This window comes from Dactylosporangium sp. McL0621 (assembly GCF_049995355.1).
Taxonomy (GTDB): Bacteria; Actinomycetota; Actinomycetes; order Mycobacteriales; family Micromonosporaceae; genus Dactylosporangium.
Genome location: NZ_CP188259.1, coordinates 4859012 through 4874373, shown reverse-complemented (window position 1 = coordinate 4874373; position 15362 = coordinate 4859012). Strand labels below are relative to the sequence as shown.

Genomic DNA, 15362 nt, shown 5'->3' with positions numbered 1-15362 from the left:
CTGAACCACCCCGGACTGCCTCAGATCGCCGGCTGCGGTTGCGGCTGCGATCGCGGGCCGAGCACCCGGGCCGGAGCCAGACCGAGCCAGGCCACGGCGATGCCGAAAGCGACCATGGCGAACGGTACGACGGGCAGTGCGGCCGCGAGTGCGCCGAGGAGCAGCAGCACCAACGGTGGCCGCGCGAGCACGCCGGTCCGGAGCAGGACGATCGCGTAGGCCAACCAGGACAGCCCGAACCAGGCGACGGACCCGAAATAGCCGATCACCAGGATCCCCGGCGGCGTGTTGTCCACGAACCCGGGTGCGACCGCGGCCGCTGCCGGGTCGACAAAGGCCGTACTCCAGGTCAGGCAGGCGAGCAGCATCACGCCGAAACCCGCCGACATAGCCACCGCCAGCCCGCCCCGACCGACCCGGTCGGCCTGCCGGACGTGCAGGTCGGTCAGCGCGAGAGCGAGGGCGAACGCCGCGACCAAACCGATCAGGGCACCGGCCCGGAACGTCGGCGTAACGACGTGCTCACTGAACCGGGCGCCCGGCGACACCTCTTCGAGCACGTCGCTGATGGCGAGGAGAATGCCGGCGGCCACCACCGCGGGCTTGAACGGGGACATGTACCAACCTCCTGACTGGCCGGGCTGTCCGGCCAACTGCCACGGTGCCGGTACCCCTGTCACGTCCGCACCTGACCAAAGTCACGGATACCGTCATGACTGCGCGGGTATGCATGCCGGCGCAGCACGTGGGACGGCTGCACGGCCGATGCGGTCGCGCATGGGCGGCTGTCGACAGCGGTAGCTCGAGTCGGCCGCTCGTGCCATAGGCGATCGCCGCGACATGATGATCGACCGTGTTGCTGCGACTGGCCTACCTGGGCGTGACGAACGCGTTTGCCGTGCTGCGCCTACCGCGCCGGGCATGTCATCGGACGGGCGGATGCGAGTAGCGACCTACTCCTACTCCGCTTCCTCTTGGCGCGGGTCTTCAATCTGCTCGCGAAGGCGTCGCACGATCACCTCCCATTCGGCGGCGTCGGCGTGTCGGCGTGGGGCGGCTTCGAGGCGTTCTTGCACTCCGGGCGACTGGACGTCACCGACGACGAGCTCGCCCCGCTGCTCGCCCTGGCCGGCACGCTACCCACGGTGGTCGACGTCATGCTCGATCGGCCCGCGGTCCTGACCCGCTCGCCGCCACCGCGGCCGCGCTCATCGGCACCTTCGGCGTCAGCGACGAAGCCCTGCTCGGCGTCCTGCTCGGTCGGTCACCGGCCCGCGGGACGCTCCCGTTCGAACTGCCGTCGTCCATGCACGCTGTTACAGCATCCCGAGAAGACGTCCCCAACGACACCGCCGACCCGCTGTTCCCTACGGCCACGGCCTGCACCTCCCCGTTTATCTCCAGCTTGGCGTCATCGTGACGCCTGACATCGTGCCACCGCGTCGTGGACATGTCCGACACCGATCGGTGAGAACAACAGTCCTGACGCGCTCGAGCCGCAATGGCGTGGCCGGTTGCACGTCTCGGCTGGTTAAGCTGTGCGCATGGTGGCCGGGGCGGAGTGCGTCACCGTCCGGTCCGTGCTGTTCGATCTGGCGGTGGCGGGCGGCGTGGCGATGCTGACGGTGCCCTACGTGTACCGTCCGCATGTCCTGTTCGGGGTGGCGATGGCGATCGCCGTGGGCTTCCGTCGCTTTCGCCCGCTGACGGTGATGCTGGTCGTCTCGGCCCTCGCGCTGGGTCATCTGGTGATCCTCGGGCGGCCCGACCCGACCAGCTTCGACATTGCCGTGCTGATCGCGATGTACTCGGTGGTCAAGTACGCGCCGGTGCTGTGGCACGGGTTTGTGGCCGCGGGCATCGTCGCCGTCGGGCTGGTCATCGAGCAGGTCCGGCACCTCACGTTCCGGTGGTGGTACTCGGCCCTGCTGCTGTTCGGCTTCTGCACGGCGGTGTGGCTGGTCGCATACACGTTGCGCACCCGCCGGCGGTATCTGCGCAGTCTTGAGGAGCGGGCGGCGACGGCGGAGCGGGAGCGTGACCACCTGGCGCAGCTGGCTTTGGCCGGCGAGCGGGCGGGGATTGCGCGGGAGCTGCACGACGTTGTCGCCCACACCCTCGCCGTGATGGTCGTGCAGGCCGAGGGGGCCAGGTACGCGCTCGCGGACGACCCGGCCCAGGTCGAGGAGGCGCTGCGGACCATCGCGGCGACGGGCCGGGACGCGGTGGGCGACATGCATCGCATCGTCGGGGTGCTGCGCGGCGACGGGCCGGCGGTCGACCCGGATCGGGGCGTGGCGACGATCGGGCAGGTGCTCGTGCTGGTCGAGCGGGCGCGCTCGACGGGGCTGGCGGTCACGTACGAGAGTGTCGGCGACCCGCCGGACATGTCGGCGGCGGAGGAGCTCACGGTGTTCCGGGTGGTGCAGGAGGCGCTGACGAATGCGATCCGCCATGCCGGCGCGGAGGCCAAGGTGACGATCCGGTTGGAGTACAGTCCGCGGCTGGTGAGGATCAGCGTGATCGACGACGGGGGCGGCCGGCTCTCGAGCTCCCCCGGCGCGGCCGGGCACGGGCTGATCGGGATGCGGGAGCGGATCGCGGTGCACGACGGGCAGTTCAGCGCCGGTCCTCGGTTCGGCGGCGGCTGGCAGGTGGACGCCACGCTGCCGGTGCAGGAGGCGACATGAACGCGGCCAGGACCACGATCCGGGTGATGGTGGTGGACGATCAGCCGCTGGTGCGGGCCGGGTTCCGGATGGTGCTCAAGGCACAGCCGGACATGACGCTCACGGCCGAGGCCGGCGACGGGGCAGAAGCGCTGCGGCTGTTGCAGGGGAAGCCAGCCGACGTGGTGGTGATGGACATCCGGATGCCGGTGATGAACGGCATCGAGGCGACCCGGCGGCTGTGCGCCGGGCCGGGCGGCCCGCGGGTGCTGGTGCTGACCACGTTCGATACGGACGCGGAGGCGTTCGCGGCGCTGCAGGCCGGTGCGAGCGCGTTTCTGCTCAAGACCGGGCCGCCGGAGGAGCTGCTGGCCGCGATCCGGATCGTGGCCGCCGGTGACGCGGTGGTCGCGCCGCGGATGACGCGCCGGCTCCTAGACCGCTTCGCCGGCCAGTTCGCGCCGCCCCGGCCGGCTGGAACGGCGCTGGCCGGGCTGACCGAGCGCGAGCAGGAGGTGCTGCTGCTGGTGGCCCAGGGACTGTCCAACGCCGAGATCGCGGTCCGGCTGCACATCGTCGACACGACGGTCAAGACGCACGTTGGCCGGATCCTGACCAAACTTGACCTACGGGACCGGGTGCAGCTGGTGGTCCTCGCGTACGAGACGGGCATGGTCCGCCCCGGGGCGCCGGGCTGAGCGGAAATGCCGCCCAGCCCGGGTGACGGACTGCCTACGTCTCGGCCATCGCGGCCACGATCGATGCGCTCGCCGCTCGGCGGGCCGGCAGGACCGCGGCCACGATCGCCGCCAGGGCGGCCACGGCGAGCAGCACGATCAGCTGCCCGTACGGAACCCGGATCAGCGGCTGGATGGTGGCGAACATGATCCGGGCGGTCAGCCATCCGTAGGTGACCCCGAACGCGATCCCGACGAGCGCGCCGACCAGCGCCATCAGGCATGCCTCGTACAGCAGGGTGGCCCGCAGCTGGCCCCGGGTCAGCCCGAGCGCGCGGGCGAGCGCGGACTCTCGAGTGCGTTCGAACACCGACAACGACATGGTGTTCATGATCCCGACGAGCGCGATGAGCATGGCGAACGCGAGCAGCGCGGCGACCACCCCGATGAGCTGGTCGACGGTGCCGGTGATCTCGTCGCGCCAGCCGGCGATGCTGTTCACCGCGACGTCCGGGTAGTCGGCCAGGTCGGCTTCGACGGCGTTGCGGGAGGCGTCCGGTTGGACCCCGGCGGCCGCCTTGACGAGCACCATGTCGTCGCCGCCGGTCGGCCGCACGGTGGTGAAGTCGTCCCACGAGATGAGCGTGTCGCCGGTGCGCGCGGTCCCGGCGATCAGCCCCACGACGGTCAGGTCCAGCCGCTTGCCGGCCGAGCTGACCACGGCGATGTGGTCGCCGAGCCGGTGGGTCCGGTTCTCGGGCGCGCCGGTGAACAGGATCGCGGTGCCCGGCCGAAGGTCGTCGAGGGAGCCGGCGGTCATCGGGAAGGTCGCCAGTGTGCGCAGCGCGGCCGGGTCGAAGCTGCCCAGTTGGGTGCGGCTGCCGTTGCTGGTCGCCGTGTCGAGGCGCACCTCGCCGACGGCGCCGAGGAGACGGTCGGCGCGGAGCCTGGCCACGGCGCTGGGCGGCACGCTGACGCCATGCTGGCCGGTGTCGGCCGGTTGCAGGATGAAGTCGACCGGATAGTGCGAGACGAGCTGGGCGGTCGCCGTGGCCTGGATGGTCGCGGTGAGCACGACCGCGCCGGCCATCAGCCCGATGCCGATCATCAGCGCCGCGGTCGTGGCGGCGGTCCGGCCCGGGCTGCGGCGGGCATTCGCGGCGGCGAGCCGGGCCGGGGTACCGAGGATCCGGCCGGGCAGCCAGCCCAGCGCGGCGATCACCGGCCCGACGTACAGCGGCGACAGCAGCACGACCGCCAGGAACGCGACGACCCCACCGGCCACCACTTGCAGCGTGCCGGTCTTCGGATCGGTGCTCTGCTCGCCCCGGACGGTCAGCGCGACACCGGCCGCCGCGGTCAGCACGACCACCACGGTCAGCAGGATCCGATTCCCGCGCGACCCGATCCGCGCCGACGGAACCGCCCGCAAGGCGGCCAGCGGCGACACCCGCCCGGCCCGGACCGCCGGCACGAGCGCGGCGGCGACGGTGACGACCAGGCCGACGACGACGGCGACGACGACCGGGGTAGCCGTGAGCACCAGGGCATGGCTGGGCAGGGCGGCGCCGAGCGCGTTGGCCCCGCTGAACATGCCGTACGCCACCGCGAGGCCCAAGGCGAGTCCGGCGATGCCGCCGACGAGCCCGACCGCGGCGGCCTCGAGCAACACCGAGGCGAGCACCTGGCCGCGCGAACCGCCGATGCAGCGCAGCAGCGCCAGCTCCCGCATCCGCTGGGCGATGAGGATGTTGAAGGTATTCCCGATCACAAACGCCGCCACCACCACGGCGATCCCGGCGAAGATCTGCAGCACCGTCAGGAACGTGTCGACCTCGTGCACGGCATTGGTGGCGATGTCGTGGCGGCGCTCGTCGCCGCTCTGCACCACCGCGTCGGACGGCAGCACCGCCCGGGCCCGGCGGAGCAGGTCAGCCGGGGTGGCGCCGGAGACGGTCGCGACCACCTCACGGTAGCCCCGGGCCCCAGCGATCGCGGCCATGTCCGCCTCGGTGAGCACGATGACCGAGCGGTCGGCGTACTCCTTGGCCGCGCCGAACCCGACCACTCCCACCAGCCGCAGCTCGTGGCGCTGCTGCGCGGTGTCGAGCACGACGATCCGGTCGCCGACGGCGAACCGCAGACGCCGCGCGCTCGCCTCGTCCAGCGCCGCCTCGCCGACCGCGGCCGGGGCCCGGCCGGTGGTCACGTCGTATCCGCGCAGCCCCGGGTCGTCACCCCCCGACATTGCCACGCCCGACTGCCCGAAGTTGGTGACAAGCCGCCCGTTGCGGTCCAGCAGCGGCAGCGGCTCACTCATCCGGCCGATGACGACGCCGATCCCAGCGACCGACCGCAGACGGTCCACTGTGGACGTCGGCAGTACCGGTTCCACCCTGGACTTCTCGCCGCCGTGCGCCGGCGGCGGCTGCACGCTCAGGTCGATGCGCTGCGCCGTCCGCGCGTACTCGTCGTACAGCGCGGCCTTGGCCGTGTCGCCGAACACCAGCGCGCCGGCGACAAAGCCGACACCGAGCACGATCGCCAGCGCAGTCGCGATCATCCGCCAGCGCCGGGCCCGCAGGCCCGCCAGGGTGGTCCGCAACATCTCAGCCCCCCAGCTGCTTGAGCCGGTCCAGCACCGCGTCCGCGGTCGGGCCGGCCAGGTCGGCCGCGACCCGCCCGTCGGCCAGCAGCAGCGCCCGGTCGGCATGCCCGGCCGCGACCGGGTCGTGCGTCACCATGACGACAGTCTGCCCCAGCTCGTGCACGCTGCGGCGCAGCAGGTCCAGCAGCTCGGCGCCGCTGCGCGAGTCCAGGTTGCCGGTCGGCTCGTCGGCGAACACCACCTCCGGCCGGGGCAGCAGCGCCCGCGCGCAGGCGACCCGCTGCTGCTGGCCGCCGGACAGCTGCGACGGCGTGTGACGCAACCGGTCGGCCAGCCCCAGCACCTCCACGATGTGCGCGAACCAGGCTGTGTCGGCCCGGACCCCGGCCAGGTCGAGCGGTAGCCGGATATTCTGCTCGGCGGTCAGCGTCGGCAGCAGGTTGAACGACTGGAACACGAACCCGACGCTCACCCGCCGCAGCCGGGTCAGCGCCCGGTCGGACAGCCCGCCGAGCTCGGTGTCGCCGATGTGTACCGCACCGGCGGTGACGGCGTCGAGGCCGGCCGCGCAATGCATCAGGGTCGATTTGCCCGACCCTGACGGTCCCATGATCGCGGTGAACCGGCCGCGCTCGAACCGGACGCTCACCCCGTCCAACGCCCGGACCTCGGTGTCCCCGGAGCCGTACACCTTCAGCAGATCGGTCGTCCGCACCGCCCACCGGCGCGGCGGATCCTCTGTTGTCAACGTCATGACGCACCCCTCGTGATCAGGCCAATGCCTCCTGACGCTAGGCGCGGGGCGGCCGCCGGACATTGACGCCAAGCACTCATCCGGCCGTACTGCTGAGGTAGTACATCGGCGGCGCCGTACCGCTAGGGTCGGACGTCGCGGCGCGGTGTCAGCGCACCGGTGAGGGCGAGGTAGCCGTCCTCGATGGTCGGCTCGACCGGCCGGGCGCCCTCGGCCGGTGCAGTGCGCGACAGCACGCGGTAGCGGGTCCGGGCACCCTCGGGCAGCGCCGACACGACGGTGGTGCCCGGCGGTGGGTCGGTCGCGGTGACGCTCCATACGACACCGTTCGCGAGAGCGGTCAGCGTCTTGGTGCCGGTGAACCGGAGCCGGCCGGCACCAAGCACGCCGACCTGAGGGCCGGTTTGCGCGATGTCCTCGACGATATGCGTGCTGAGTAGCACGGTCCGTTCGCCTGCGAGCCGGACAGCAGGATGCGGAAGCGGACGCGCCTCCTGGGGGTCGAGCCCGGCGGTCGGCTCGTCGACGATGACAGCCGCGGGTCGCCGAGCAGGGCCTCGGCGATGCCGACGCGGCGGCGCATCCCGCCCGAGTACGTGCGAAGCTTGTCGTCGGCGGGCCGCTGAGATCGACTAGTTCGAGCAGCGCGCCGATGTGGCAGCGACGCTCGGCGGTACGGTCGACGCCCTTGAGTAACGCCAGGTAGTCGAGGAACTCCCGGGCGGTCAGGTCGGGATAGACGCCGAAGTCCTGCGGGAGATATCCCAGTGCGCGCCGCACGGCACGGCGCCCGGCGCGCGTGGACAGCGGGTGCCCGCCGACCTCGACCCGGCCTTCGGTCGGATGCAGCAGTCCGGCCAGCAGGCGCAGCAGCGTCGTCTTGCCGCCCCGTTGGCGCCCAGCAGGCCGAACATGCCGCCCGGGACCTCGAGGTCCAGGCCGTCGAGGGCGCGCTTGCCCCGCCGGTAGCGCATCGTCACGCCGCGCACGGCGATGTCCATCATCGTTGGCTCCTAACGGTTGCGTCGGCGCAATGCGACGGCGGTGAGGACCGCGGCCGCGACGGCGAGCATCAGCGCGATCTGCAGCGCGGCGGTCGCGGGTGAGGGCGCCGGCGGATGGCGTTCCACGCGGCCCGGGGACCGGCCAGGCGAAGCCGACCACGCCGCCGTGCGGTCCGCGATAGCCCAGGAAGACGTCGATGGCGTAGCCGCCGGTGGCCGACAGCACGCTCTCGGCCGGCCCCGGCACGGCCTTCGGCGGCAACAGCCAGCCCAGCCACAGCCACAGCCCGACGAGCAGCACGCGGGACAGCGTCACGGGCAGGACGAGCGGCAGGCACAGCACGACCGCCCCGAGCATCGCCAGCCCCGGCACCAGGACGGTTCCGGCGCCGATCAAGGCCCAGAGCACGGCGGCCGGCGCGCCGTGCATCGCCGCGTAGGCGACGGCGCCGCCGAGGTACAGCAGCCCGATCGGGGCCGCCGCGGCCGGGCAGCTGCCCGCGTACTTGCCGGCGAACCGCGCTCCCCCGCCGGCCGGGCCGGCGTCGAGCACCTCGCCGACCTGCAGGACGGTGTCGCGCGACGCCCGGTCGGAGACGAGGAGGGCGTAGACGACCGGCGGCACGATCACGCACGTGACCGCCACGCGGGCCATCGCCGCGCGCGGGTCGGATTCGCTCCACGCCACGCCGTACCCGCTGATCGTGAACGTCATCGCGGCGCCCAGCGCGGAGGCGATCCACAGCGCGGGGCGGGCCGCTATCCGCAACGCCGGTTGGCGGCACCGGCGTTGGGTAGCCGATCGTGGACGGCCCAGGTTGTGCCGAGTCGCTCCACTCGTTCGTTTTCGGTCCCCAGCTTGGGAGAGCGCGATGAGACGCCTGTCGGCCCGACTGGTGGCGTTGGTGGTCCCTGTGATCCTCGCGCTGCCGGCCTGCGTGGCGTCCACGTCCATCGCTGTCGGCGGCGCCGGTAGGTGCGCGCACACAGGCTGGCCGCAGGTTTCCGGTGTCCGCATCCTGTCCGTGACCGCGGTCGGCCACCCGGGCGGGTTCGCTTACCTGGACGGTGGGACGCGACATGTGGTCACTGGACTTCCGCCCTTCTGCGACGTCAGCGTCGCGCTCACCCACCTGGGGGTTGGCGACCGGGTGGGGTTGCGAGTCTGGCTGCCGCGCAGGAGTTGGAACGGGCGCTTCCAGGCGACCGGAGGCGGTGGGTTCTCCGCCGGCGGATCCGAGCGTGCGCTCGTCCCGGCGGTTCGCGAGGGCTACGCGGTGGCCACGACCGACGCTGGTGCCCGGACCCGCCGCCTGGGGCGGCCGGACTGGGCCCTCAACCGTGACGGAACCGTCAACGAGGCACTGCTGGAGAACTTTGCGCACCGCTCGGTGCACGAGATGAGCGTGATCGGCAAGCAGTTGACGGCCAGCTTCTACGGCCGACCCGCCGCATACTCGTACTGGACCGGCTGCTCGACCGGCGGTCGGCAGGGCCTGATGGAAGCCCAGCGCTACCCCACTGACTTCAACGGCATCCTTGCCGCGGCACCCGCCATCAACTGGGACCGGCTCACCGTCGCCCAGTTCTGGCCGCAGGTGGTCATGAACGAGGCTCACGTGTACCCCACCGCGTGCGAGTTTGACGCCTTCAACCGCGCGGCGGTCGCCGCCTGCGACGGCGACGACGGCGTCACCGATGGCATCGTCAGCCGGCCGGAGCGGTGCGGCTTCGACCCGAACACGCTCGTCGGCAGCAGCGTCGTCTGCCATGGCAGGACCGTGCGCGTCAGCCAGACGGACGCCGACATCGTCCGCAAGATCTGGGACGGTCCCACGAGCACGTCCGGCAGGCAGCTGTGGTACGGCCTGCTGCGCGGCACGCCGTTCACCCCGCTGGCCGCCACCGCGAAGCCCCCGTTCGGGTCCCGGCACGGTGCACCGTTCCCGATCGCCGAGAACTGGATCAGGTACTTCCTCTTGCAGCAGCCTGACTACGCCACTTCAAACATCGACCACGTCGAGTTCGAGCGGCTGGTGCAATGGTCCCGAGCCCGCTACAACGCCGTCATCGGTACCGACAACCCCGACCTGTCCGCGTTCCGCGCCGCCGGCGGCAAACTGATCACCTGGCACGGCCTGGCCGACCGGATCGTCTTCCCGCAGGGGACGATCGACTACCGTCGACGGGTCGAGGGGCACATGGGCGACGCACGGGCCATCGACCGGTTCTATCGCGTCTTCCTCGCCCCGGGCGTGGGCCACTGCTACGGTGGGCACGGACCCGTCCCGACCGATCCGCTCACGGCCCTCACCGCGTGGGTCGAACACGGCCACGCACCCGACACGCTGCCCGCAGCTACGACCGGCACCGGAGGCCGGAAGATCACCACCAGCCTCTGCCGCTACCCGCAGATCACCCACCGCAGCAATGGAACTACCGACGGCGCGGCTGGCGCCGACTGCCGCTGAATGCCTCGCGGCTGCGACCGACGCCCCACGGTATCGATGACCGGCGACGCGTAGGCCACGCCAGCACGGCGACCCACCCAGCCGGATTCAGGCTGGCAGCCTGCGGTCGGCACGAACACCCCGCAGTACACACTCCCGTACGATTTTCCTCGTTGGTGGGACTGTAAAACGAACGGTGTAACTCCTGATCAAGGAGTAGCACCTGATGTCTGATGTGGTGATCGCCGAGGCTGATACTGGCCTGGTGGCGAAGCGGAAGCCGGCCCAGCCGGAGGTGTACGGTGTCGACGAGCCGCTCGTGGCCCAGCTGGTGGAGCAGGCGCGCACTGCTGGGCTGCAGCTGACCGGCGAAGGTGGCCTACACAGGCCGCGCAGACCAGAACCCGATTTACGAGCTCTACAGGCTGCTCGTCGGCATCGGCCAGTAAGGCGGCGGCCGGCGCGACCAGCGTGTTACGCTCGGCGCGCACCGGCGGCCCACAGCGCTTGCCACGCAGCTGTCGCATCAGTCCGAACGCAGGTGGGTTCACGCGCGGACGACGGCTCGTCGGTGCTCTGCGAAGCCTCGCCACAGTCGAGTGCCGCATTCCGCTGTTGCTGTACCGGCGTGGACAGCCGATCCGCCGCCGGTGACGACTGCGACGGCCCCGACCGGAGACATCTGCCATGACGATCGATGCCGACGACGCGCAACTGCGTCGCCACCTTCGCGACGCCGAGGTGCCCGCCCTCCTGATGACGGTGGCGCACCTGACCGGCGACACCTCGATCCTTCGCGACGACCTGCGCCCGCCCGGCTGGCTGTTCCTGCCACAGGGCGGCCTGACCGCCCGGCAGCGGGAGGAGGCCCGAGCGCTCGGGGCCGCGGTGCTGGCCGGGCTGCGAGGGGGAGCGCCGGCACCGGCGCCGGACGCGCCGACGCTGCACCGGATCAGCAGCTGGGCATTGGGCATGGACACGGCGGACCTGGTACCGCTGCTGGCCGAGGAGATCGCGCTGCCCGGCGCCGACCTCAAGGCGCCCGGCTGGAGCCGTGACGACCTGCCTGGCGCACGGGACGTCGAGGTGGCCATCGTGGGCGCCGGGATGAGCGGCCTACTCGCCGCGTATCGGCTCAAGCAGGCCGGCGTGCCGGTCGTCGTCTACGAAAAGAACAGCGACGTCGGCGGCACCTGGTTGGAGAACACCTACCCGGGGTGCCGGGTCGATGTGCCCAGCCACCTGTACAGCTACTCGTTCGCGCGGCGCGCCGACTGGGAGTACCACTTCAGCACCCAGGACGACCTGCTGCGGTACTTCATGGACTTCGCGAAGCAGCACGGCCTGTACGAACACATCTGCTTGGACACCGAGGTGCGCGCTGCCACGTGGGACGAGCCGGCGGGCCGGTGGCGGCTCACCCTGGACGGGCCCGACGGTGAACGCACGGTCACCAGCACCGTGCTGGTGACCGCCGTCGGGCAGCTCAACCGGCCGCACGTGCCCGGCATCCCGGGCCGCGACGAGTTCACCGGCCCGGCGTTCCACTCTGCCCGCTGGGACCACTCGGTTCGGCTCGCCGGACAGCGGGTCGCGGTCGTCGGCACCGGCGCGAGCGCCATCCAGTTCGTCCCCGAGATCGCGAAGACGGCCGGCGAGCTGCGGATCTTCCAGCGTACGCCCCCCTGGCTGCGGCCAACCCCGAACTACCACCAGCCGGTCGCCGACGGGCTGCGCTGGCTGCACGAGCACCTGCCGTACTACTCCGCCTGGTACCGCTTCTGGCTGCTGGCGCCCGGGCTGCACCAAGTGCTGGAGGGCTGGGTCGTCGACCGGGACTACCCGCCGAGCGAGCGGGCGGTCTCGGCGGTCAACGACACCCTCCGCGCGACCCTGACCGGCTACACGAGGGGCCAGCTCGCCGGGCGGCCCGACCTTGAACGGCTGGTGATACCGGCCTACCCGGTCGGCGCCAAGCGGATCCTGCGCGACAACGGCACCTGGATTGCCACGCTGAAGCGCAGCAATGTCCGGCTCGTGAGCGAGCGGATCGAGCGGATCACGCCGGAAGGGATCCGGACCGCGGACGGCGCGGAGCATCCGGCCGACGTCATCATCTACGGCACCGGCTTCGCCGCGTCGCAGTTCCTCGCCCCGATGACGGTCACCGGCCGTGGCGGCATCGACCTGCACCGGTCCTGGAACGGCGACGCCCGCGCGTATCTCGGCCTCACCGTGCCCGGCTTCCCCAACCTCTTCTGCCTCTACGGGCCCAACACCAATCTGGCCGGGCACGGCGGCAGCATCATCTTCCTGTCGGAGTGCGGCGTCACCTACCTGCTCGACGCGGTCCGGCATCTGCTCGATGCGCCGCACCGGGCGGTCGAGGTGCGCCGCGACGTCTGCGACGCCTTCAATGCCGAAGTGGACGCGGCCAATGCAGAGCGCGCCTGGGGCTTCTCGAAGGCCGGCGGTTGGTTCGTCAACCAGGCGGGCCGCTCGGCGCAGAACTGGCCGTTCCCGGCGCAGGAGTACCGGCGGCGCACCCGCCGGTTCGACTCCGCGCAGTACCTGCACCTGCCGTGACGGTCCGGGCGACCTGACCGGCATCGTGCAGGGCGCGGACTCCCTCCGGCAGGATCGGGTGGTACCACTGCCAGACGTGGAACATGTGCGGCCAGTGGTGCAGGATCGCCTGTCCACCGGCGGTGCGGATGCCCTCGACGAGCATCAGGGCGTCGTCGAGCAGCACCTCCTGGCCGCCGACCTGGACCAGCACCGGTGGTAGGCCGGCGAGGTCGCCAAAGATGGGCGAGATCTCGGGATGCCGCCGATCGGCGCTGCCGGCGTACAGCTCAGCCATCGCCAGGAGATCCTCGGTGGCCAGCACCGGGTCCGCCGACGCCAGCTCCTGATGGCTGCGCAACGAGCAGGTCAGGTCCGTCCACGGCGAGAACAGCATCAGCAGGTCCGGTGCTCGGGCCCCGTCGTCGCGCAGGCGCATCGCCACCGACACGGCCAGGCCCGCTCCCGCCGAGTCGCCGGCGATGACGACCGGCCCGGCCGGCGCCACGGCCCGGATCGTCTCCATAGCGGCGACGGCGTCGGCGACGGCCGCGGGGAACGGGTGCTCGGGACCTCTGCGGTAGTCCAGAATCAGGCAGGCGGCCTCGGTGAGGTCCGCCAGCCGGCCCGCCAGGTGCCGATGTGACCGGGCCGATCCCATGCAGTAGAAGCCGCCGTGCAGATAGAGCAGGACGGGCCGGCCTGCGGCGGGGCGACGGATCCAGGTCCCGGACGCCGCCCCGATCGGTACCGCCTCACCGCCGGCCGGCGGCGCCGTGAACACCTCGGCCGCCCGTTCGTACGCGATCCGCCGTTGATCAAGGGCGGCCGGACGGCGCAGCGCCGCGTGCTGCAGCATCTGCCGCACCAGCGCCGCGTTCGCCGACGGTCGATCGGACACGGTCAGGTCGGAGACCGTCAGGTCGGAGTACGTCATCGATGCTATTGCGCCGTGTAGCCGCCGTCGGTGACGAAGTACGACCCGGTGGTGTTGGACGCGCGGTCGGAGGCGAGGAACGCGACCAGCTCGGCGACCTCCTCGGCGCGGCCCAGCCGGCACGTGGGGTGCAGGTAGGCCACGCCGGCGGCGCCCTCCTGGGACAGCATGGGCGCCTGGATGAAGCCCGGTCCGACGCTGTTCACCCGGATCCCGTGCCTGGCGTACTCGAGGGCGGCGCTCTTGGTCATGCCGACGACGCCGTGCTTCGCCGACACGTAGGCCACCGACCGCGCGAATCCGACCGTTCCCATGATCGATGCCATGTTGACGATGCTCCCGCCGCCGTTGTCCAGCATGGCGGGGATCTCCGCCCGCATGGAGTAGAACACGCCGTTGAGGTTGACCGCGATCACGGCGGCCCAGCCGTCGAGGGGGTACTCCCCCGTGAGCGCCCGCGGCCCGCCGACGCCCGCGTTGTTCACCGCGACGTCGAGCCGGCCGAACGTCTCCAATGCGGTGGCGACCATCGCCTCGCACGCGTGCGGGTCGGTCACGTCGACCTGATAGGGCTGGGCCGACTTGCCGATGGCCTCGGCGGCACGTGTCGCCGCGTACAGGTCGAGATCGGCGACGAGGACGCTGGCGCCGCGGCTGGCCAGTAGTCCGGCGCAGGCCTCACCGATGCCCGAGCCCGCGCCCGTGACCAGCGCCACCTTGTCCGCGAAGTCATTCATGCCAGCGCCGCCGTCGCGCGCGCGGCCGGGCGGGCCACGACAGATCCGGCCACCCGGTCCGCCCACTGCTGCCAGTCCTCCAACCCCAGGAACCGACCCAGCTGGCCGAGCTGCGCCGGCGGGTCGTCGACCAGGTCCTCGTACGCCATCGTCAGCAGGTGCCGTGGGCGCGCGTCGGCGATCGCCTGCTCGGCCTGGCCGGCGAGAAACGCGCACAGTCCCCGGTAACGCCTGACGTCCCGGCCGCGTTCGCGGAGCGTCTCGGCGGTCAGGCGGCCGGGCAGGTAGCGCTCCACCTCCGCCGGCACCAGCTGGCCGGGGGTGATCTCGAACGGGTCGACGCCGTACCGGCCGGCGCACTCTACTCGCAGCTGCATGAGCTGGAAGCAGGAGTGCCGGCTCATCGACTCGGCGGTATCCGTCCAGTTCCGGGTCAGATAAACGATCTTCGCGTCCGGGAAGTTCTGCAGCAGGCACGGGGCGATGTTGCTGGAGCCGCCGGACCGCTCGACCCAGCGCCGCCGGCCGGTGAGCGAGGTGAGCAGGTCCAGGAACATCCGGTGGTGCCGCGCCAGCGGCTGGGCCGGAAACCCGGGCACGAGCTCGGCGAGCGTGTCGTAGAGGCCATCCGGGTCGGCCGAGATTTTCGGCAGTGTGGTCGCGAGGATCTGCGGCAGCTCGGTGAGGTTGCCGGCCCAGCGACCGTGCGCCGGGTAGCGCACCTCGGGCGGCGTGAGCCCGATCCTGAACAGGGTGGCGAGCTGCGTGCTGGGGCTGCTCAATGTCAACCAGTACGCCTCGCCGGTGAGCACCTCCGCACCGGCGGTCCACGGCACCCACATGAGGAACTCCTGGACCGACAGGGTGTCGGGCTGCTCGGCGATCAGGTCGGACAGCAGTGTCGATCCGCACCGGCCGGTGTTGATGATGATGGCGTGGTCATGGCTTGCTGGGTCCATCG

The 15362-nt window shown here is 71.6% G+C and carries 12 protein-coding genes and 2 pseudogenes; 6 read left to right on the top strand and 8 right to left on the bottom strand.

Annotated elements, in window-relative coordinates:
• Window positions 1-20: 20 nt before the first annotated feature.
• Entirely contained in the window at window positions 21-593 is a 573-nt protein-coding gene (locus ACPPVO_RS23460; protein WP_426513313.1) for a hypothetical protein, read from the bottom strand.
• A gap of 951 nt (window positions 594-1544) precedes the next feature.
• Between ACPPVO_RS23460 and ACPPVO_RS23455 the strand changes: the two genes are divergently transcribed.
• Together ACPPVO_RS23455 and ACPPVO_RS23450 are read left to right on the top strand one after the other, a co-directional pair.
• Window positions 1545-2690, top strand: a complete 1146-nt coding sequence (locus tag ACPPVO_RS23455; protein WP_426513312.1) for a sensor histidine kinase — start codon at window positions 1545-1547, stop codon at window positions 2688-2690.
• A complete protein-coding gene (locus ACPPVO_RS23450) occupies window positions 2687-3367 on the top strand; it encodes a response regulator (protein WP_426513311.1) in 681 nt (226 codons plus the stop codon). Before ACPPVO_RS23455 ends, ACPPVO_RS23450 begins: the two co-directional genes overlap by 4 nt.
• A gap of 34 nt (window positions 3368-3401) precedes the next feature.
• Here the strand turns inward: ACPPVO_RS23450 and ACPPVO_RS23445 are convergent, their stop codons facing one another.
• From ACPPVO_RS23445 to ACPPVO_RS23430, 4 genes and pseudogenes are all read right to left on the bottom strand, one after another.
• A complete protein-coding gene (locus ACPPVO_RS23445; protein ID WP_426513310.1) occupies window positions 3402-5954 on the bottom strand; it encodes an ABC transporter permease in 2553 nt (850 codons plus the stop codon).
• 1 nt (window position 5955) lies between these two features.
• Complete coding sequence (locus ACPPVO_RS23440) at window positions 5956-6708, bottom strand: ABC transporter ATP-binding protein (protein ID WP_426514677.1); 753 nt, start codon at window positions 6706-6708, stop codon at window positions 5956-5958.
• A 122-nt stretch (window positions 6709-6830) separates the two neighbouring features.
• Entirely contained in the window at window positions 6831-7151 is a 321-nt protein-coding gene (locus ACPPVO_RS23435) for a hypothetical protein (RefSeq protein WP_426514967.1), read from the bottom strand.
• A 235-nt stretch (window positions 7152-7386) separates the two neighbouring features.
• Window positions 7387-7557: pseudogene (locus ACPPVO_RS23430) on the bottom strand (ABC transporter ATP-binding protein); the annotation flags it as partial.
• A gap of 367 nt (window positions 7558-7924) precedes the next feature.
• Between ACPPVO_RS23430 and ACPPVO_RS23425 the strand changes: the two are divergent.
• The 4 genes and pseudogenes from ACPPVO_RS23425 (at window position 7925) to ACPPVO_RS23410 (ending at window position 12748) form a co-directional block, all read left to right on the top strand.
• Window positions 7925-8152 (top strand): hypothetical protein, encoded by a 228-nt coding sequence (locus tag ACPPVO_RS23425; protein WP_426514966.1) that lies wholly within the window; start codon window positions 7925-7927, stop codon window positions 8150-8152.
• Between the two features lie 195 nt (window positions 8153-8347).
• Window positions 8348-10183, top strand: a complete 1836-nt coding sequence (locus ACPPVO_RS23420) for a tannase/feruloyl esterase family alpha/beta hydrolase (RefSeq protein WP_426513309.1) — start codon at window positions 8348-8350, stop codon at window positions 10181-10183.
• Between the two features lie 205 nt (window positions 10184-10388).
• Window positions 10389-10544, top strand: a pseudogene (locus ACPPVO_RS23415) (IS256 family transposase); the annotation flags it as partial.
• Between the two features lie 305 nt (window positions 10545-10849).
• Complete coding sequence (locus ACPPVO_RS23410) at window positions 10850-12748, top strand: flavin-containing monooxygenase (protein WP_426513308.1); 1899 nt, start codon at window positions 10850-10852, stop codon at window positions 12746-12748.
• Here ACPPVO_RS23410 and ACPPVO_RS23405 read toward each other — a convergent pair.
• From ACPPVO_RS23405 to ACPPVO_RS23395, 3 genes are read right to left on the bottom strand one after another with little or no spacing between them, the layout of a single operon-like run.
• Window positions 12645-13664 (bottom strand): alpha/beta hydrolase, encoded by a 1020-nt coding sequence (locus tag ACPPVO_RS23405; RefSeq protein WP_426513307.1) that lies wholly within the window; start codon window positions 13662-13664, stop codon window positions 12645-12647. The two genes, ACPPVO_RS23410 and ACPPVO_RS23405, sit on opposite strands and share 104 nt — an antisense overlap.
• Before the next feature lie 5 nt (window positions 13665-13669).
• A complete protein-coding gene (locus ACPPVO_RS23400; RefSeq protein WP_426513306.1) occupies window positions 13670-14401 on the bottom strand; it encodes an SDR family NAD(P)-dependent oxidoreductase in 732 nt (243 codons plus the stop codon).
• Window positions 14398-15360 (bottom strand): sulfotransferase domain-containing protein, encoded by a 963-nt coding sequence (locus ACPPVO_RS23395; protein WP_426513305.1) that lies wholly within the window; start codon window positions 15358-15360, stop codon window positions 14398-14400. The genes ACPPVO_RS23400 and ACPPVO_RS23395 overlap by 4 nt, the downstream gene beginning before the upstream one ends.
• Window positions 15361-15362 lie beyond the last annotated feature (2 nt).